Here is a 17,291-nt window from a genome sequence, read left to right as displayed (position 1 = left end):
ACAACACCACTGTTGCTCGACAGCAAGGGGAAATGCCGGGGAATCGCACTGAACGCCGCCGCGTGGGCCCGGCGATGGGCGCAATGTCCTTGCTCCTAGCTGAAGGACAGCTGTACCGGTTGGCTTATCCGCCTTACGGACGGCGGACGAATTCCTCGGGATCGAGCCGCAGATCGGACAGGCGCTTGCGCAAGGTATTGCGGTTGATCCCCAGTTCCTGCGCGGCGCGAAGCTGGTTACCCCCCGTCTCGCGCAGGATCTCGGAGAACAGCGGCCGCTCGAACGCGGCCAGCGCGGCGCCGTAGACGCTTCCCGCATCGGGCCGTTCATCGGCAAGCCAGCGCGTGACCGCGCCCTCGATGTCGATCGGGCTCTCAGACACGCTCGGCGACGGCGCAAAGTCCTGCCGCAGCAGCGGCGAAACGGTATCGACGTCGATCACTTCCTCGCGCGCCATGAGCGCGAGACGGTAGATGAAGTTCTTGAGCTCGCGCACGTTGCCACGCCACGACTGGCGGCTGAGCAGATCTGATGCCTCCGCCGTCAGCCGGCGCCGGGGTAGCCCCTCCATCGCGGCGAGCTGGAGGAAGTGCTTCGCCAGCGCCTCGATGTCGTCGGTCCGCTCGCGCAGGGGGGGCATGTTGATCGGAACGACGTTGAGGCGGTAGAACAGGTCCTCGCGGAACTGGCCGGCGGCGATCTGTGGGCCGAGGTCCTTGTTGGTGGCGGCGATGATGCGCACGTCCAGCGCCACTTCCTCGTGTCCGCCGACCCGCCGGATCGTGCCGAGCTGGAGCGCGCGCAGCAGGCGGGTCTGCGCCTGCATCGGCATGTCGCCGATCTCGTCGAGAAACAGGGTCCCGCCCGCCGCCAGCTCGAACTTGCCGGCATGGCGCGCGACCGCGCCGGTGAAGGCGCCCTTCTCGTGCCCGAACAGCTCGCTCTCGATCAGCTCGGCGGGGATCGCGGCGGTATTGACCGCGATGAACGGGCCGGTGCGGCGGTGGCCGAGCTGGTGGATCGCCTCGGCGACGAGCTCCTTGCCGGTGCCCGATTCGCCCAGGATCAGCACGGTCAGATCGTTGCGCAGGACGCGCGTGATCATGCGGAACACCGACTGCATCGCCGAACTGCGGCCGACCAGCGGCAGGCCATCGCCCAGCGGCTCGTCCGCCCCCGCGCCCGCCGAGCCGTTGGCGCCGACCGCCTGACGCATGGTGCGCGCCAGTTCGTCGATGTCGAAGGGCTTGGGGAAATATTCGAAGGCGCCGGTCTCGGTCGCGCGCACGGCGGTATCGAGCGTGTTCTGCGCGCTGAGGATCACGATGGGCAGCGCGGGCCAGCGCGCGGTGACGCGGTCGAGCGTTTCGATGCCGTCGCCGTCGGGCAGCTTGACGTCGGTCACCAGCGCTTCGAAGCCGCCGCCGGCGAGCAGGTCGTCGCGCTGCGCGATCGTTTCGCAGCGCGATACCGAAAAGCCCTCCGCCTCCAGCGCGGCGGTGATGACGAGCGCGATCGAGGCGTCGTCTTCGACCAGCAGGATGCTCATACCGCCTCCGTCTGCCCGATCCACCGCCGCGCCTCGTTTTCGCGCGCGAGCGGGAGGTGAATGCGAAAATGGGTCCAGCCATTGGTCTCGTCGCGCTCGTGGCTGATCCGCCCGCTCATGTCGCGCACCAGCTTGCGGACGAGCGGGAGCCCGAGCCCCTGCCCCGAGGACTTGCTGGTGACGAACGGCTCGAAGATGTGCTCGCGCATGGCCGGATCGACGCCCGGACCGTTGTCGCTGACGCGCAGCTCGATCGGCAGCCGGACCGGCCGGCCGCTGTCGGTGGTGTGCAATTGCAGGCCGCTGGCGAAGCGGGTGCGCACCACGACGCGGCCGGCGGGCACCTCGCGGCAGGCCTCTTGCGCATTCGAGAGGAGATTGATGAGAATCTGCACGAGGCTGTCGGCATTGCCCAGCACGGCGGGCAGCGAGGGATCGAATTCCTCCTCGATCTTGGGCATGGCCTCGGTCCTGCCCGCATCGAGCACGTCGATCGCGCGCCGTGCGGCAAGGTGCAGGTTGCACGGCGCGACCGGATTGGTGGTGCGGCGGCTGAGCTTCTGCATCCGCTCGATCAGCATGGCGATGCGATCGACCTCGCCGGTGATGAGATCGGTCAGCGAGCGGTCGCGGTCCTCGATCTTGCGGGCGAGGAGCTGCGCCGCGCCGCGAATCCCGGCGAGTGGGTTCTTGATTTCGTGCGCGATGATCTCCGGGCCGCGCAGCACCGCGTTGTCGGCCACGCCCGAATCCTCGCCGAGCGCGCCCGCGCTGGCGTTGTCGTGGATCGTGAGCACTTGCCAGCCCGCGCGGTCGGCGACCGGAGCGACGCTGATATCGACCCGCACGGGCCCCCTGTGCTTCATCACGATCACGATCTCGCGCGCCGAGACCGGCGTCTCGAAGTCGGCGAGCATCTCGGCAAGCCGCGGATCGGCGAACGTGACGATGTCGAGCAGGGCCTTGCCCGCCATCCGGCGCTGGCTCTGCCCGAAGAAGGTTTCGGCGGCGGGATTGGCCCAGGTGAGCCGAAGGCCCGGTTCGAGGACGACGACAGCGTGCGGCAGGCTCGCAAGCAGCCGTAGCGGTTCGGGCGCGACCTCGCGGGCGCTCCCGCTCATGCGGCGCGCCGTTCCTCGCTCGCGCCGCGCCAGGGAGCGTAGAACTCGCCGAGCATGCGCAGCACCTCGTCGGCATCGTCGACGAAGTTGACGCGGTTGCGGAACTCGGCCGAGCCCGGCATGCCCTTGGTATACCAGCCCACGTGCTTGCGCGCCATCTTCACGCCGGTGTCGCGGCCATAGAGCGAGAGCATGTCGTGGTAGTGCTCGACGATGAGATCGTGCTGCTCGCCGAGCGTCGGATCGGCCGCTTTGCCGCCGCCGCGCCACCACTGCATCACCTGCGCCAGCAGCCAGGGACGGCCGTAGGCGCCGCGGCCGATCATCACCCCGTCCGCGCCCGATTGCGCCAACGCGGTCGCCGCGTCATCGATGCCGCAGATGTCGCCGTTGACCAGCACCGGCAGGCTCACCGCGTCCTTGACCCGGCCCACGAAGCTCCAGTCGGCGCTGCCCTTGTACATCTGGTTGCGCGTGCGGCCATGGACGGTGACCATCTTCGCGCCCAGGTCCTCGGCGATCCGCGCCAGTTCGGGCGCGTTGAGGCTGTCGTGGCACCAGCCCATCCGCATCTTCACCGTGACCGGCACGTCGACCGCCTTGACGCAGGCCTCGATCAGGCTCGCGGCAAGTTTCACGTCGCGCATCAGCGCCGATCCGGCCTCGCCGTTGACGACCTTGCGCACCGGGCAGCCCATGTTGATGTCGATGATCGCGGCGCCCTTGTCCGCGCTCAGCTTCGCGGCCTCCGCCATTTGCCGCGGCTCGCAACCGACGAGCTGCATCGAGACCGGTTCCTCTGCCGGGTCCCACATCGCCTTCTGGATCGACTGGCGCGTCTCGCGGATCGCGGCGGGGCTCGCGATCATCTCGGTGACGTTGAGCCCCGAGCCGAAGCGGCGGACCATCTTGCGGAACGGCAGATCGGTGACGCCCGTCATCGGCGCGAGCACGACCGGGCAATCGATCGTGACCGGACCGACCTGGATCGGCTTCATGACGGGCGGAGCGGGTGTCTGCACGAAAATCGGGTTCTCACTGCCTAAAAAACAGGCAGCGCATAGTGGATTGCCCTCAGAACAGCAAGGGATTACGCGCTAGCGGCATGATCCGGGACAGTTCTCTCGCGCCCGTTGCGGCCATCGTCGTGGCGGCCGGCAAAGGATTGCGCGCGGGGCAGCCGCTTCCCAAGCAGTTCGCATCCTGGCGCGGCAAGCCGGTGCTGCGCCATTCGGTCGAGGCCCTGCTGCGCGAAGGCGTGGACCCGATCGTCGTCGTCATCCCCGAAGGCGCGCGGGATATCGCCGAGACGGTTCTGGCCGGCCTCGAGCCGTTACGCTTCACGACCGGCGGCGCGACACGGCAGGAATCGGTTCGCCTGGGGCTGGAGGCGCTCACGGGCGATGCGCCGGATCAGGTGCTGATCCACGACGCGGCGCGGCCGCTGGTGCCCCCGGACGTGGTCGCGCGTCTCCGCGCGGCGCTCGCCGAGCACGAGGGCGCGATCCCGGTCCTGCCGGTCGCCGACAGCCTCGTGCACGCCGAGGGCACGATGATGGGCGCCCCCGCCCGCCGCGAGAACCTGCGCCGCGTCCAGACCCCGCAGGCGTTCCGCTACCCCGCGATCCTCGCCGCGCACCGCGAATGGGACGGTGCGGCCGACGCCGGCGATGACGCCCAGGTCGCGCAGGCCGCCGGACTCGAGGTCACGCTGGTCGCGGGAGACGAAGCCCTGCACAAGCTGACTTACGCGTCGGATTTCGCCGCCCCCCTTCCCTCGGCGCCGCAGTTCCGCGTCGGCAGCGGCTACGACGTGCACCGTCTCGCGCCGGACGAGGAGCTGTGGCTGTGCGGCGTGCGCATCGATCACGACCACGGGCTGGCCGGGCACAGCGATGCCGACGTCGCGATCCACGCGCTGGTCGACGCCATGCTCGGCGCGGTCGGCGCGGGCGACATCGGCCAGCATTTTCCGCCATCCGATCCGCGCTGGCGCGGCGCCGCCTCGGAGCGGTTTCTTGCGCATGCCCGGGAACTCGTCGCCGAAGCGGGCTATATGCTCGGTAATGCCGATGTCACGATCGTCTGCGAAGCGCCCAAGATTGGCCCGCACCGCCAGTCGATGCGCGAAAGGCTGGCGCAGATCCTCGGCGTTGACATCGGCGCGGTGAGCGTCAAGGCGACGACGACCGAAAAGCTCGGGTTCACCGGCCGCTCGGAAGGCATCGCGGCGCAGGCCGTGGTGAGCCTGGTGAAGACCTAAGGATGGAGAGCGCGCCATGCGCATGACCCTGATTCCGGCCTGCTTGCTGGCGCTTCTGCCGGCCACGGCCCAGGCCGCCGATCCGGCTTGCCTGACGCCGAGCGAGTTTTCCTCGCTGGCCGCTTATGCCCTGCCGAGCGCGATCACCGGCACCGCCAAGCGCTGCTCGCAGACCCTCGGGCCGAACTCGTACCTCGGCAAGAGCGGCGCGAGCCTTGCCGGACGCTATGCCGCGCGCCGGGCGTCGAGCTGGCCGGGGGCCAAGGCCGCCTTCCTCAAGCTGAGCGCCGGCAGGGACGAGACCGCCAACCAGCTCTTCCGCTCGATGCCCGACGAATCGCTCAAGCAGATGCTCGATCCGCTGCTCGAAGGCATGGTCGTGCAGAAGATCCCGGTCGAGAAATGCGGCACGATCGACACCTTCGTTCGGCTGCTTTCGCCGCTCCCGCCCGAAAACACCGCCGAACTGATCGCCGTGACCGTCGGCCTCGCCACCAAGGCGAAGGACGGCAAGACCAGCGTCGGCAAAATCGACGTCTGCGAGGCCTGAGCCATGGCCAGTCTGCTTCCCAAGGACGTCATGCACCTCGCCGAGCGCGTCATCGCCGAGAACGCGGCGGCCGGCCGCAAGGTCGCCGTCGCCGAAAGCTGCACCGGCGGCCTCGTCTGCGGCGCGCTGACCGAGGTGCCCGGCTCGTCGAGCGTGCTCGACCGCGGTTTCGTGACTTATTCGAACGAATCGAAGCAGGAGATGCTCGACGTGCCCGAGGATCTCATCGAGACCTTCGGCGCGGTCTCGCCTGCCGTCGCCTGGGCCATGGCGCAAGGCGCGCTCAAGCACAGCGCCGCCGATGTCGCGGTGGCGATCAGCGGTATCGCCGGACCGGACGGCGGCTCGGAGATGAAACCCGTGGGCACGGTCGTCTTCGCCTGTGCCTTTCGCGGCGAGGAAGAAGTCAACGCCGAGCAGCGCCTGCTCGACGGCAAGACCCGCGCGGACGTGCGCCGTCAGGCGACGGTGGTCGCGCTCGAATTGCTCCTGCCGTAGAGATCGGCGGCGCGTTCCTCGAAGGCCGCGACCATCTTGCGGAAGGCGCGGTCGAAGTACTGTCCGGCCAGCTTCTCGAACAGCGGATTGCGGAAGGCGAAATCGACGTCGAACTCGATCTCGCAGGCGTTCTCGCCCAGCGCGCGGAAGCGCCAGAGGTTGTCGAGGTCCTTGAGCGGGCCGTCGACGTAGTGGACGCGGATTTCCTCCGCCCGGCGCTTCTCGACGCGCGAGGTGAATTTCTCCTTCAACGCCTTGAACCCGACCAGCATGTCGGCGATCATCTCGGTCTCGCTGTCTGACTTGACCCGCGTCGCGACGACCCAGGGCAGGAACTCGGGATAGCGATCGACGTCGGCGACGAGATCGAACATCTGCTCGGCGCTGTAAGGGAGCTGTCTGACTTCGTGGATACCCGGCATCGGTTCTAGGCGGCTCCGGCCTTCCGACGCGCCAACTTGGCTTCGCGCGCCGCGCGCATCTCGGCGAAGTCCTCGCCCGCGTGGTAGCTCGAACGCGTCAGCGGCGACGAGGCCACCTGCAGGAAGCCCTTGGCCCGCGCGATCGCGCCGTAGGCGTCAAACGCCTGCGGAGTGACGAATTCCTTGACCTCGGCGTGCTTGGGCGTCGGGCGCAGGTACTGGCCCATGGTGAGGAAATCGATGTCGGCGCAGCGCATGTCGTCCATCACCTGGTGCACCTCGAGCCGCGCTTCGCCCAGGCCCAGCATGACGCCGGACTTGGTGAAGATCGACGGATCGTGCGCCTTCACTTCTTCCAGCAGGCGCAGCGAGGCGTAGTAGCGCGCGCCGGGCCGGATTGTGGGATAGAGCCGGGGCACGGTCTCGAGATTGTGGTTGTAGACGTCGGGCCGCGCGGCGACGATCGCCTCGATCGCGGGGCGCATCTTGCCGCGAAAGTCGGGCGTGAGGATCTCGATGGTGGTCGAAGGCGTCGTGCGGCGCAGCTCCTCGATCACCCGGACGAACTGGCCGGCGCCGCCGTCGGGCAGGTCGTCCCGGTCGACCGAGGTGATGACGATGTGCTCCAGCCCCATCTTGGCGGCCGCTTCGGCGACGTGGGCAGGCTCGCTCTCGTCGACGCGGCCGGGCATGCCGGTCTTGACGTTGCAGAAGGCGCAGGCGCGGGTGCAAGTGTCGCCCAGGATCATCACCGTCGCGTGCTTCTTCGTCCAGCACTCGCCGATGTTCGGACAGGCCGCTTCCTCGCAAACGGTATTGAGATTGAGATCGCGCATCAGCTGGCGCGTCTCACCGTACCCCTTCGAGGTCGGCGCGCGCACGCGAATCCAGTCGGGCTTGCGTTGACGTTCCGGCTTGGGGGCGGCTGATAGATCGTTCATGCCCGCCCAGATAGTCGCAACCGCCCGGCCTTGCCAGTGCCAATATCCCGCGCCATGGAGAGGACCATGACCACGAACCTGTCCCCCTCGCTCGAACACCTCATCGACGGCTATCGCCGTTTCCGCGACATCGGCTGGACGCCCTACCGCGAGCGCTGGTCGCGCCTGCGCGATGGCCAGCAGCCCGAAGTGATGATCATTTCGTGCTCTGACAGCCGGGTCGATCCCTCGCAGATCTTCGACGTCGATCCCGGCGAGATCTTCGTCGTGCGCAACGTCGCCGCGCTGGTGCCGCCGTTCGAGACGACGCCGGGGCACCACGGCGTTTCGGCCGCGCTCGAGTTCGCGGTGCAGGTCCTCAAGGTGAAGGAGATCGTGGTCATGGGCCACGGCATGTGCGGCGGCTGCAAGGCGGCGCTGACGCAGGAGCTGCACGGCAACCAGCCCGGCGAAGGCGGATTCATCGCCGACTGGATCAGCATGCTCGACGAAGCCCGCGACGAAGTGGCGCAGGCGCACGGCACCGAGAGTCGCCATGCCGAGCGCGAGATGGAGCAGGCCGCGGTCAGAGTCAGCCTCGACAACCTGATGACCTTCCCCTGCATCAAGCGGAAGGTCGGACAAGGCAAGCTGAAGCTGCGCGGCGCGTTCTTCGCGATCTCGGACGGGGTGCTTCACGTTCTCGACAGCGAAACCGGACACTTCGACGCGGTCTACTGACCCGAGCCCGAGTGAGGGAAGACGGCCAACAAGAAAGGGGCGGCGCGCTCGAAGCGCACCGCCCCTTTTCTCTTTACGGTTGGCGTGTGCGGCTTACTGCGCCGCGGCAGGCGACGCCGGAGCCGTGGTGCTTGCAGCGGCCGTCGAGCCGCCCTTGCTCGCGGCATAGGCCGACCACAGCTTGGCCACGGGCACGCGGTTGCCGCCGACCTTGGCGAAGGTCTGCTGCGCTTCGGCGTACTTGCCCTGATCGACTTGCGCGATGCCGAGGCGCAGCGTTGCCCGGTCCTTCTCGACGCCGGGCTTGGTCAGCGCGGCGGCATAGAATTCCTCTGCCTTGGCCGGCATGTCGTAGCTGAGGAACGCATCGCCGGTGGCGGTGACCGAGTTGGCCGAGCCCGAGGTCGAAGACCCTTCGAGCGAGGCCTTGTCCGCCGTGACACGGCCGCCCGCCATCTGCTTGGCCTCGGCGACTTCGCCGGGCGTCAGCTTGCCGGCCGCAATCCCGCGATCGATGATCTTGAGTGCCTCGCCCGGGAAGCGGCGCGGATCGACATTCTCGATGTATTCGAGATAGTCGCGCTTGTCGGCCATCGAATTGGTGCGCGCCATCAGCCGCATCAGATCGAGGTTCTCGTTCGAGGGAAGCTGCGCCAGCGAACGCACGACATTGATCGCCGCGCCCCAGCTTGAGGGCGTCGGATAATCCTTGCCGAGTTCGGCGGCGAGATCGACGGCGGTCGACGTCTGCTTGGCGTCGTAGGCGGCCTGCAGCGCGGCGCGCAGCGCCCCTTCGCTGGGCTTGGTGCCCGCCGCGCGCGCGGCCTCGATTTCCTGCTGGGCGACCTGGAGCGCGGCGTCGGTGTTGCCGGTCCGCTTGTAGGCGTCGGCCAGCACGCGGTCGAGCAGCCCCTGCTGGTCGCTGTAACCCGCGTCCTTGGCCTGCTTGAGGTACTGCGCGGCGCCGGCGTAATCGGCCATCTGATAGGACGAGATGCCGGTCAGGTAGTAGATCTGCGGCAGGCTGTCGGGCTGGAGCGCACCGCTGTCGATCATCAGCTTGAGGCCCTTGTTCTGCAACGCCGGATCGGCGGTGAGCACCCCGTATGTGCGCATCATCTCACCCAGCTTGACCTTGTCGCCCGAGGTCGTGGTGACTGCCTCGATTTCGGCCAGCTTCGCCTTGGCGCCACCCAGCGCGGCATCGACTTCGGCGGCCGCGGCCGCCCTCTCGGCGTCGGTCTTGGCCGCGCGCGCCTTGTCGCTCGCGGCGGTGACGGCGGGATTGCTCTTCGCCTCGCTCAGCGTCTTGTCGAGTTCGATGGCGGCCTGCGAGAATTCCTTCGAGAATTCGATCTTGGGCGCGCTGTCCTTCTTGGCGGCGGACGCCGTCGGCACGGCCACCGTGGCGGCCATTCCAGTCGACAAGGCAACGGCAAGCGCGACACGGGAAATCAGATACTTACGAGCCATTCCGGCGAACTCCTCTCAATTCAATTCGCGGCCACTAGCCGAAAGGCCGGACCGGGTGGGGGAACCGCATTGAGCCGCTTGATGACGTTCTCGGGCGGCTTTGGCAACCATGCAACACCTATAACTTCCGCGCTGAACGCCCCTTGAATGCGGTTCGACGCGGGCAATCGCCCGGCAATGTCCCAAATGTGGAAAAAGCCCGTTGGTTCCCGGCCTCGCGAACCCCCGGGCTGGTTTTGCGCGGCCGCATGGCCTAGGGCCTTGTGACCAAACCCTGACCATAGCAGAACAGACGATAGAACCCGCGTGAGCGACGACAACGACACACTGATCGACCCGGCCTCGGGCGGAGAATTTCCTAGGGTCGACATCGTCGACGAAATGAAGTCGAGCTATCTCGACTACGCGATGAGCGTGATCGTCTCGCGCGCGCTGCCCGACGTGCGCGACGGTCTCAAGCCGGTCCACCGGCGCATTCTCTTCGCCAGCCAGGAAGGCGGCTTCGTCGCCGGGCGGCCCTACCGCAAGTCGGCCAAGATCGTCGGCGACGTCATGGGCAACTACCACCCGCACGGCGACAGCGCGATCTACGACGCGCTCGCCCGCCTCACCCAGCCGTGGTCGATGCGCCTGCCGCTGGTCGACGGCCAGGGCAACTTCGGCTCGATGGACCCCGATCCGCCGGCCTCGATGCGCTACACCGAGGCGCGGCTGGCGCGCGTGGCCAATTCGCTGCTCGACGATCTCGACAAGGACACCGTCGATTTCGCCGACAACTATGACGGCTCGCGCCGCGAGCCGACCGTGCTGCCCGCCCGCTTTCCCAACCTGCTGGTCAACGGCGCCGGCGGCATCGCGGTCGGCATGGCGACCAACATTCCGCCGCACAACCTCGGCGAAGTGATCGACGGCTGCCTTGCCTTCATCGACGATCCGACGATCACCACCGAACAGCTCTTCGAGATCATTCCGGGGCCCGACTTTCCCACCGCGCCGCTGATTCTCGGGCAGGCCGGCAGCCGCGCCGCCTACATGACCGGCCGCGGCTCGATCCTGATGCGCTGCCGCCACGAGATCGAGGAAGGCCGGGGCGACCGCCGCTCGATCGTGCTGACCTCGATACCTTTCCAGGTCGGCAAGTCAGGCATGGTCGAGAAGATCGCCGAAGCCGCCAAGGACAAGCGGATCGAGGGCGTTTCGGACATTCGCGACGAATCGAACCGCGAAGGCGTGCGCGTCGTCGTCGACCTCAAGCGCGACGCGACTCCCGAAGTCGTGCTCAACCAGATCTGGCGGCACACGCCCGCGCAATCGAGCTTCCCGGCCAACATGCTCGCGATCCGCGGCGGACGGCCCGAAATCCTCGCGCTGCGCGACATCATTCAGGCCTTCGTCCAGTTCCGCGAGGAGGTCATCACCCGCCGCACCAAGTTCGAGCTGAACAAGGCGCGCGACCGGGCCCATATCCTGCTTGGCCTCGTCGTCGCGGTTTCGAACCTCGACGAAGTCGTGGCGATGATCCGCAGCGCCTCGAACCCGGCGGATGCCCGTGCCAAGCTGCTCGCCAAGGAATGGCCGATCGGCGACATCGCGCAATATATCCGGCTCGTCGAGGCGATCGAGCCCACCGCCGAGGAGTCGGGCGGCACCTATCGTCTCTCGGAAGCCCAGGTGAAAGCGATCCTCGACCTCAGGCTCCACCGCCTGACCGCGCTCGGCCGCGACGAGATCGGCGACGAACTCAAGGAGCTGGCCACCGCGATCGAGGAATACCTCGCGATCCTGTCAGACCGCGCCAAGCTCTATGGCGTGATGCGCGAGGAACTGGTCGCGGTTCGCGAGGCCTACGCCACGCCGCGCATGTCCGAGATCACCGGCGCCATCGACGGAATTGACGACGAGGACCTCATCGAGCGCGAGGACATGGTCGTTACCGTCACGCTCGACGGCTACATCAAGCGCACGCCGCTCTCCACCTTCCGCGCGCAGCATCGCGGCGGCAAGGGCCGCGCGGGCATGGCGACCAAGGAAGAGGATGCGATCTCCGACCTCTTCGTCACCTCGACGCACAACCCGGTGCTGTTCTTCTCCACCGCGGGCAAGGTCTACCGGCTCAAGGTCTGGAAACTGCCCGAGGGCGGCCCGACCACGCGCGGACGCCCGATCATCAATCTCCTGCCCGCGCTCGACCAGGGCGAGACCATCGCCACGGTCCTGCCGCTGCCCGAGGACGAGGACACCTGGGGCGCGCTCCATGTCGTGTTCGCCACCGCCAAGGGCTCGGTGCGGCGCAACTCGATGGACCTGTTCACCAACATCCCCTCGAACGGCAAGTTCGCGATGCGCTTCGACGAGGGCTCGGACGACCGCCTGATCGGCGTGGCCCTGCTCGACGGCAACGACGACGTGCTGCTCGCCTCGCGTGAGGGCAAGGCGATCCGCTTCGCCGGCGACGACGTGCGCGAGTTCCAGAGCCGCACCTCCACCGGCGTGCGCGGCATGAACCTCAAGGGCGATGACGAAGTCGTTTCGCTCTCGATCCTGCACCGCGTCGGCACCAGCGCCGAGGAGCGCGAGGCCTACTTGCGGTTCGCGCCGTGGAAGGCCGAGAAGGAAGGCGAACCCGACCTCTCGCCCGAACGTTTCGCCGAAATGGCCGAGAAGGAGCAGTTCATCCTGACCGTGTGCGACAAGGGCTACGGCAAGCTGTCGTCGGCCTACGAATACCGGCGGATCGGCCGCGGCGGCCAGGGCATCACCAATATCGACAACATCGCGCGCAACGGTCCGGTCGTGGCCAGCTTCGCGGCGACCAAGGACGACGAACTCATGCTCGTCACCGACCAGGCCAAGCTGATCCGCATCGGCCTCGATTCGCTGCGCGTGATCGGCCGCAACAGCGCCGGCGTGCGCCTGTTCCACGTCGCCGACAACGAGCACGTCGTCAGCGCCGTCCGCGTCGACGACACCGCCGCGCCGGAGAACGACGCCGAGGAAGCCATCGTCGAGGAAATGATCGGCCGCACGGCGGAAGACACCGAGATTCCCACCACGATCGACCGCGACGATCAGGACGAGGCAGGCGAAGGCGAGGACGAGGCGTGAGCGGCCGGCCCGAAACCGCCTACAAGGTCCTGACTCGCGCCGAGATGGCGCAAATGCAGGAAAAGGGGCGCTTCGATGGCGCGCCGGTGGATCTCGCCGATGGCTACGTGCACCTCTCGAGTGCCGAGCAACTGACCGAGACCGTCGACAAGCATTTCGCCGGGCAGAACGATCTCGTCGTGCTGGCGGTCGACCTTGCCGGTCTCGGAGAAGCGGTCCGCTGGGAGGAGTCGCGCGGCGGCGCGCTGTTCCCGCATCTCTATGCGCCGCTCCCGCTGACCGCCGTGCTCGCCCACGGCCCGCTCGAGCGCGATGCCGATGGTGCGGTCAAGCTGCCGGGCTGAGCCCGGTTACCGCACCAGACGCGGTTGCGGACGTGGACGTAGCGTCTGAACCATGCCGGTGCAGAACAGGAAATTGCCGAAATAGAACAGCGGCCAGTTGAGCTGGCCGGGAAGGCGGCTGGGATAGAGCGGCCCCGCGCCCGCGATCGCCACGAGGCTCGCGGCCACCAGCAGCAGCGCGCCCAGCCCGACTTGCGCGCGCGGCAGGCTGCTGGTCCAGGCTCCTGCCGCCAGCGCACCCACGGCGAGGCCGTAGAACCCCGCCGTCAGCTTTTCCGGACCATCCGCGAGGAGATAGCACGAAGCCGGCGTGAGCAGCATCAGCGCCAGCGCCGCCGCCTTCTGGATCGGATGGAGCACCGGCCGGCGATGGCTCACGACCATGGCGATGCCGAGCGCGGCGCCGAGCATCAGCGTCGTCGCGCCGATCCAGGTGAAGAACTCGACCAGCGCGACCCCGACGCCCATCGTCGCCATCATGCCCGCCAGCATCCGCCCCTCGCCACCCGGCAGGCGCAGCCATGCATAGGCGCCCAGCAGCAGCAGCGGCGCCGCCTCGAGCGCGAGCAGGTAGAGGCCGGGCACGCGGCCGTCCTTGGCGAACCAGAACAGGATCGCCAGGATGAGGCTCGCCAGGAGCCAGGGCCTGCGCTCGGTCAGGGCGCGTTTGGGCATCGTCCGTTCGTCTCCTCGCAGCCGCTTTGCCCTTGTCGGCTTACCCTCACAAGCGTTAGGCGCGCGCAATGATCCACGATGTTCACATTATCGGCGGCGGCCTCGCAGGCAGCGAGGCCGCGTGGCAGCTCGCGCGGCGCGGGCTCAAGGTGCGCCTGTCCGAGATGCGCGGGGCCGGAGAACGCTCGCCCGCGCACCAGACCGACGGATTGGCCGAGCTGGTCTGTTCCAATTCGTTCCGCTCGGACGACGACGAGAAGAATGCCGTCGGCCTCCTTCACCACGAGATGCGTCAGTGCGATTCGCTGACCATGGCCGCCGCCGCCAGGGCGCAGGTGCCCGCCGGCAGCGCGCTTGCGGTCGATCGCGACGTGTTCTCCGCCGAGGTCGAAAAGGCGCTGGCCGCCCTGCCCTCGCTCGAGATCGCGCGCGAGCGGGTCGACGTTCTGCCCGAAGCGGGCCTGACGATCGTCGCCACCGGCCCGCTCACCGCCGAGGCGCTCGCCGCGAGCATCGGCGCCGCCACCGGCGCGGAGAGCCTCGCCTTCTTCGATGCCATCGCCCCGATCGTCTATCGCGAGACAATCGACATGGACGTGTGCTGGATGGCCTCGCGCTGGGACAAGGGCGAGACCAAGGACTACATCAATTGCCCGATGGACAAGGACCAGTACCTCGCGTTCCATGCCGGTCTGATCGAAGGCGAAAAGACCGAATTCAAGCAGTGGGAAGCCGACACGCCCTATTTCGACGGCTGCATGCCGATCGAGGTCATGGCCGAGCGCGGGGTTGATACCTTGCGCTACGGGCCGATGAAGCCGGTCGGGCTCGACAATCCGCACTGGGCGACCCCCGAGCACCCGTCGGGCCGCTGGCCCTATGCCGTCGTCCAGCTCCGCCAAGACAACAAGCTGGGCACCTTGTGGAACATGGTCGGCTTCCAGACCAAGCTCAAGCATGGCGAGCAGGTGCGACTGTTCCGCACCATTCCCGGGCTCGAACAGGCAGAGTTCGCACGGCTCGGCGGGCTGCACCGCAACACTTTCCTCAACTCGCCGGTTCTGCTCGACCGCCAGTTCCGTCTCAAGACGGCGCCGCATATCCGCTTTGCCGGGCAGATCACCGGCTGCGAAGGCTATGTCGAAAGCGCAGCCGTGGGCCTGCTCGCCGGCCTCATGACTGCGGCCGAAATTGCCGGACACGAATGGCGGGCTCCTCCCGCGACGACCGCCATGGGGGCCCTTCTCTCGCACATCACCGGCGATGCCGAGGCGGACAGCTACCAGCCGATGAACGTCAATTTCGGGCTCTTTCCGCCCCTCCACGACGTGAAGAAGAAGCAGCGCAAGGAAGCCTACACCGCGCGCGCCAAGCAGGATCTGTCCGCCTGGATCGCCGAGGCGGCCTGATCGCTCAACCTCGCCGTCTCAGTGCGCGTGACCGGCTCAGCAACTGCACTTCGGCTTGGGTTTTGGCGGCGGCGGCGCGGTCGTGAGGAACTCGGCGCGCGAGAGCCACAAGTCCTTGTTTGCGTCCGCCTCGGCGAACTTGTCGACCGTGGTGTGCGCCCACTCCTCGAACGTCAGCAGGTTGTTGCCGTCCTTGTCGAGCTTGCGAAAGGCGCCGGTGCGGCTGGAGAGCATCTCGTTGCGCGTGATCCGGCCGTCGAGATCCCTGTCGTAGCGCGCGAAACGGCGTTCCTCGCGAGTCAGCTTGGTCGCCTCGGGCGGCTGCGGCCCGATCATGTCGGCGACGTCGGCGCTCGGCAGCGTATCGGGCTCGTCGGTCTCCTCCCCGGGCGCGGGGATAGGCGGCGGCGCGCCCGTCTCCATTTCCGCGCGTCCCTGCCACCAGAACAGTCCGGCGGCGACGAACAGCAGCGCGGTGAACGCGCCCAGCAGCACCCGATTCATACCCGTTCTCCCTCAGGAGAAACCCTTATCGTATTCGCTATCGCCCGAACAATCCCGCGCGCATCGCCACCGCGAGGGCGGCCGGAGAGCGCGCCGCGGCCTCGTCGTCGCGTCGCAGCCTGCGCCATGACAGCGCGCGCAGCACCGCCAGCGGGCGCAGCGCGCGCGGTACGCGGGGCACCGGGCCCGCCGCTCCCTTCGCAAGCGACGCGGCGAGATCCCTCTCATCGGGTCGCGAGAGGCGCATCGCGAGATCGGCGAGCGACCAATCGGTCGCGAGTTGACGGGCGGCGGGCGCGCTGCCTGCTTCGCCGAGGATCTTGGCCAGCGCCGCGAGCGCGCGCGACCGGCCCTGCGCCAGCTCGGTCATCGCCCGCGCCTCGAGCGGCGGTGCGGCCGTCAGCGCTTCCCAACCCTCGACCAGCGGGACAAGCGCCGCGTGCCGGCCCCGCCACGAGCCGAGCGCGGCCAGTACCGGATCGCCCGCGGGCCAGTGCGCCGCGCCGCCGAGCGTCTCGCGCCACCAGGCAAGCCGCAATTGCGCCAGCATCGGCTCGCTGGCCGATCGCAGAAGGCTCGCCAGCCGAGCATCGAGCGCAAGGAACGCGAGCCAGGGATCGCGCGCCGACCGCGGCGCATAGGCAAGCGCCAGGCGTTCGAGCGTGGGAAGCGTTGGCAGGAGATGGTCGAGCGGCGCCACCGCCCTGCCCTACATCGCCGCGCCGCCGAGGCAAACCCCGCGACGCGGCTCTTGCCGGGCCGACTGAAGCCGTCGGTCGCTTGTGATCGCCCGGCGCGGCGGCACCAGGGTCGAATGGACCGAAACGGGCGTATTGCTAACCTGTCTTTAACTGGCGCCAAGTCATTGTCGAAAAACATTACAGGTCGCAGCAGAAACACAATCGGAAGATATCTCAATCTATCATCATAGGAGCATCGTGAGATGTTCGAATTGATGTTCAGACTACTGCAGCGACTTGGCCGGGACGGCCGCGGAAATTCGGTTTTGACGATTGCGCTCGGGCTGCCCGCGCTGATCGGCGCGACCGGTTTCGGGATCGATACGGCCCAGTGGTATCTGTGGAAGAGCGAACTGCAACAGGCGGTCGACAACGCGGCGGTGGCGGGCGCCGAGGCCCGGGCCGATGCTCGCACGGCGCAGGCCTACAAGGTCCATGCGGCGCGCGCGTTCGGCGCGAATCTCGGACTTATCAAGGACATCGTGTCCAAGCCGACGATCGAACTGAATGACTACGGCAAGGGCCGCCAGAACCTCGTCATCGTCAGCGCGACGGTCAGTGACAGGCTGCTGTTCTCCAGCCTCATTTCCCGCTCGGCCACGACGGTTCGCGCGGAAGCTTCTGCCATCTTCGGCTGGTCTGACCACGAGGCGAGTTGCCTCATCAGTCGCAGTCCTGCAGCCAGGGGCGCCGTCTTGTATCGCGGTGGGAAGCTGGATTTCGATGGCTGCGGCGCCGCTTCGCTGAGCGAGGGTGGCGAATCCGGCGGACGCGTTCCTCAACGCATCCAAGGCTGACCTGACCGCACATCTCTCAGGAAAATCACCGAAGGTAATGGTCCGTAGCGGTGCAATCCCTGGCGCGTGGCTCGGTAACGACGAATGTGCCCGAAGATGCTCGCTCTGGAAGCGCTCGGAGCGGTTCTCACGGTCAAATTAACCAATCGCGTTGAGCATTGTTTTTACCGGCGGCAGCTA

The 17,291-nt window shown here is 67.7% G+C and carries 17 protein-coding genes; 8 read left to right on the top strand and 9 right to left on the bottom strand.

Going from position 1 to position 17,291, the window contains the following annotated elements:
* Positions 1–133: 133 nt before the first annotated feature.
* Genes B2G71_RS18345 through dusB form a run of 3 tightly spaced genes read right to left on the bottom strand, consistent with a single transcriptional unit; the run spans position 134 to position 3,668 of the window.
* On the bottom strand, positions 134–1,549 hold the full coding sequence (locus B2G71_RS18345) for a sigma-54 dependent transcriptional regulator (RefSeq protein ID WP_098108164.1): 1,416 nt from the start codon (positions 1,547–1,549) through the stop codon (positions 134–136).
* Complete coding sequence (locus B2G71_RS18340) at positions 1,546–2,670, bottom strand: ATP-binding protein (protein WP_098108163.1); 1,125 nt, start codon at positions 2,668–2,670, stop codon at positions 1,546–1,548. The genes B2G71_RS18345 and B2G71_RS18340 overlap by 4 nt, the downstream gene beginning before the upstream one ends.
* Entirely contained in the window at positions 2,667–3,668 is a 1,002-nt protein-coding gene (gene dusB / locus B2G71_RS18335; RefSeq protein ID WP_098108162.1) for a tRNA dihydrouridine synthase DusB, read from the bottom strand. The genes B2G71_RS18340 and dusB overlap by 4 nt, the downstream gene beginning before the upstream one ends.
* A 107-nt stretch (positions 3,669–3,775) precedes the next feature.
* On the opposite strand from dusB, the gene B2G71_RS18330 reads away from it, so the two are divergent.
* From B2G71_RS18330 to B2G71_RS18320, 3 genes are read left to right on the top strand one after another with little or no spacing between them, the layout of a single operon-like run.
* Positions 3,776–4,933 (top strand): bifunctional 2-C-methyl-D-erythritol 4-phosphate cytidylyltransferase/2-C-methyl-D-erythritol 2,4-cyclodiphosphate synthase, encoded by a 1,158-nt coding sequence (locus tag B2G71_RS18330; protein ID WP_098108161.1) that lies wholly within the window; start codon positions 3,776–3,778, stop codon positions 4,931–4,933.
* 16 nt (positions 4,934–4,949) lie between these two features.
* Positions 4,950–5,483, top strand: a complete 534-nt coding sequence (locus tag B2G71_RS18325) for a hypothetical protein (protein ID WP_141521608.1) — start codon at positions 4,950–4,952, stop codon at positions 5,481–5,483.
* A gap of 3 nt (positions 5,484–5,486) precedes the next feature.
* Positions 5,487–5,981, top strand: coding sequence for a CinA family protein (locus B2G71_RS18320; RefSeq protein ID WP_098108159.1), 495 nt, complete (start codon positions 5,487–5,489; stop codon positions 5,979–5,981).
* Here the strand turns inward: B2G71_RS18320 and B2G71_RS18315 are convergent.
* Positions 5,942–6,403, bottom strand: a complete 462-nt coding sequence (locus B2G71_RS18315) for a type II toxin-antitoxin system RatA family toxin (protein ID WP_098108158.1) — start codon at positions 6,401–6,403, stop codon at positions 5,942–5,944. The two genes, B2G71_RS18320 and B2G71_RS18315, sit on opposite strands and share 40 nt — an antisense overlap.
* 5 nt (positions 6,404–6,408) lie before the next feature.
* Positions 6,409–7,344, bottom strand: a complete 936-nt coding sequence (gene lipA / locus B2G71_RS18310; RefSeq protein WP_098108157.1) for a lipoyl synthase — start codon at positions 7,342–7,344, stop codon at positions 6,409–6,411.
* Positions 7,345–7,410: 66 nt separating this feature from the next.
* Between lipA and B2G71_RS18305 the strand changes: the two genes are divergently transcribed.
* A complete protein-coding gene (locus tag B2G71_RS18305; RefSeq protein WP_098108156.1) occupies positions 7,411–8,064 on the top strand; it encodes a carbonic anhydrase in 654 nt (217 codons plus the stop codon).
* Positions 8,065–8,157: 93 nt separating this feature from the next.
* On the opposite strand, the gene B2G71_RS18300 is transcribed toward B2G71_RS18305, so the two are convergent.
* The gene (locus B2G71_RS18300) at positions 8,158–9,537 is read right to left on the bottom strand and encodes a hypothetical protein (RefSeq protein ID WP_098108155.1); all 1,380 of its coding nucleotides are present in this window, start codon (positions 9,535–9,537) and stop codon (positions 8,158–8,160) included.
* A 306-nt stretch (positions 9,538–9,843) separates the two neighbouring features.
* On the opposite strand from B2G71_RS18300, the gene gyrA reads away from it, so the two are divergent.
* Positions 9,844–12,642, top strand: coding sequence for a DNA gyrase subunit A (gene gyrA / locus B2G71_RS18295; protein WP_098108154.1), 2,799 nt, complete (start codon positions 9,844–9,846; stop codon positions 12,640–12,642).
* Positions 12,639–12,986: a DUF952 domain-containing protein gene (locus B2G71_RS18290; RefSeq protein WP_240530219.1), complete on the top strand. Its 348-nt coding sequence runs from the start codon at positions 12,639–12,641 to the stop codon at positions 12,984–12,986. Before gyrA ends, B2G71_RS18290 begins: the two co-directional genes overlap by 4 nt.
* A gap of 6 nt (positions 12,987–12,992) precedes the next feature.
* Here the strand turns inward: B2G71_RS18290 and B2G71_RS18285 are convergent, their stop codons facing one another.
* A complete protein-coding gene (locus B2G71_RS18285; protein ID WP_098108153.1) occupies positions 12,993–13,661 on the bottom strand; it encodes a hypothetical protein in 669 nt (222 codons plus the stop codon).
* A 68-nt stretch (positions 13,662–13,729) separates the two neighbouring features.
* On the opposite strand from B2G71_RS18285, the gene trmFO reads away from it, so the two are divergent.
* Positions 13,730–15,070, top strand: a complete 1,341-nt coding sequence (gene trmFO, locus B2G71_RS18280; RefSeq protein WP_098108152.1) for a methylenetetrahydrofolate--tRNA-(uracil(54)-C(5))-methyltransferase (FADH(2)-oxidizing) TrmFO — start codon at positions 13,730–13,732, stop codon at positions 15,068–15,070.
* A gap of 36 nt (positions 15,071–15,106) precedes the next feature.
* Here trmFO and B2G71_RS18275 read toward each other — a convergent pair whose 3' ends face one another.
* Together B2G71_RS18275 and B2G71_RS18270 are read right to left on the bottom strand one after the other, a co-directional pair.
* On the bottom strand, positions 15,107–15,574 hold the full coding sequence (locus B2G71_RS18275; protein WP_098108151.1) for an EF-hand domain-containing protein: 468 nt from the start codon (positions 15,572–15,574) through the stop codon (positions 15,107–15,109).
* 37 nt (positions 15,575–15,611) lie between these two features.
* Positions 15,612–16,274, bottom strand: coding sequence for a hypothetical protein (locus tag B2G71_RS18270; protein WP_098108150.1), 663 nt, complete (start codon positions 16,272–16,274; stop codon positions 15,612–15,614).
* A 243-nt stretch (positions 16,275–16,517) separates the two neighbouring features.
* On the opposite strand from B2G71_RS18270, the gene B2G71_RS18265 reads away from it, so the two are divergent.
* Positions 16,518–17,111, top strand: coding sequence for a pilus assembly protein TadG-related protein (locus B2G71_RS18265; protein ID WP_098108149.1), 594 nt, complete (start codon positions 16,518–16,520; stop codon positions 17,109–17,111).
* Positions 17,112–17,291 lie beyond the last annotated feature (180 nt).

It is taken from the genome of Novosphingobium sp. PC22D, assembly GCF_002556635.1.
GTDB lineage: Bacteria > Pseudomonadota > Alphaproteobacteria > Sphingomonadales > Sphingomonadaceae > Novosphingobium.
Note: the sequence above shows the minus strand (reverse complement) of the source record. Positions and strands in the feature narration are given on the sequence as shown.

What these genes read in the sequence shown, in the direction of transcription:
- B2G71_RS18340 (WP_098108163.1), bottom strand. Translation starts at nt 2,670, where the DNA reads ATGAGCGGGAGCGCCCGCGAGGTCGCGCCCGAACCGCTACGGCTGCTT.
- B2G71_RS18325 (WP_141521608.1), top strand. Translation starts at nt 4,950, where the DNA reads ATGCGCATGACCCTGATTCCGGCCTGCTTGCTGGCGCTTCTGCCGGCC.
- B2G71_RS18315 (WP_098108158.1), bottom strand. Translation starts at nt 6,403, where the DNA reads ATGCCGGGTATCCACGAAGTCAGACAGCTCCCTTACAGCGCCGAGCAG.
- B2G71_RS18320 (WP_098108159.1), top strand. Translation starts at nt 5,487, where the DNA reads ATGGCCAGTCTGCTTCCCAAGGACGTCATGCACCTCGCCGAGCGCGTC.
- B2G71_RS18285 (WP_098108153.1), bottom strand. Translation starts at nt 13,661, where the DNA reads ATGCCCAAACGCGCCCTGACCGAGCGCAGGCCCTGGCTCCTGGCGAGC.
- B2G71_RS18345 (WP_098108164.1), bottom strand. Translation starts at nt 1,549, where the DNA reads ATGAGCATCCTGCTGGTCGAAGACGACGCCTCGATCGCGCTCGTCATC.
- trmFO (WP_098108152.1), top strand. Translation starts at nt 13,730, where the DNA reads ATGATCCACGATGTTCACATTATCGGCGGCGGCCTCGCAGGCAGCGAG.
- dusB (WP_098108162.1), bottom strand. Translation starts at nt 3,668, where the DNA reads ATGAAGCCGATCCAGGTCGGTCCGGTCACGATCGATTGCCCGGTCGTG.
- B2G71_RS18275 (WP_098108151.1), bottom strand. Translation starts at nt 15,574, where the DNA reads ATGAATCGGGTGCTGCTGGGCGCGTTCACCGCGCTGCTGTTCGTCGCC.
- B2G71_RS18265 (WP_098108149.1), top strand. Translation starts at nt 16,518, where the DNA reads ATGTTCGAATTGATGTTCAGACTACTGCAGCGACTTGGCCGGGACGGC.
- B2G71_RS18330 (WP_098108161.1), top strand. Translation starts at nt 3,776, where the DNA reads ATGATCCGGGACAGTTCTCTCGCGCCCGTTGCGGCCATCGTCGTGGCG.
- lipA (WP_098108157.1), bottom strand. Translation starts at nt 7,344, where the DNA reads ATGAACGATCTATCAGCCGCCCCCAAGCCGGAACGTCAACGCAAGCCC.
- B2G71_RS18300 (WP_098108155.1), bottom strand. Translation starts at nt 9,537, where the DNA reads ATGGCTCGTAAGTATCTGATTTCCCGTGTCGCGCTTGCCGTTGCCTTG.
- B2G71_RS18305 (WP_098108156.1), top strand. Translation starts at nt 7,411, where the DNA reads ATGACCACGAACCTGTCCCCCTCGCTCGAACACCTCATCGACGGCTAT.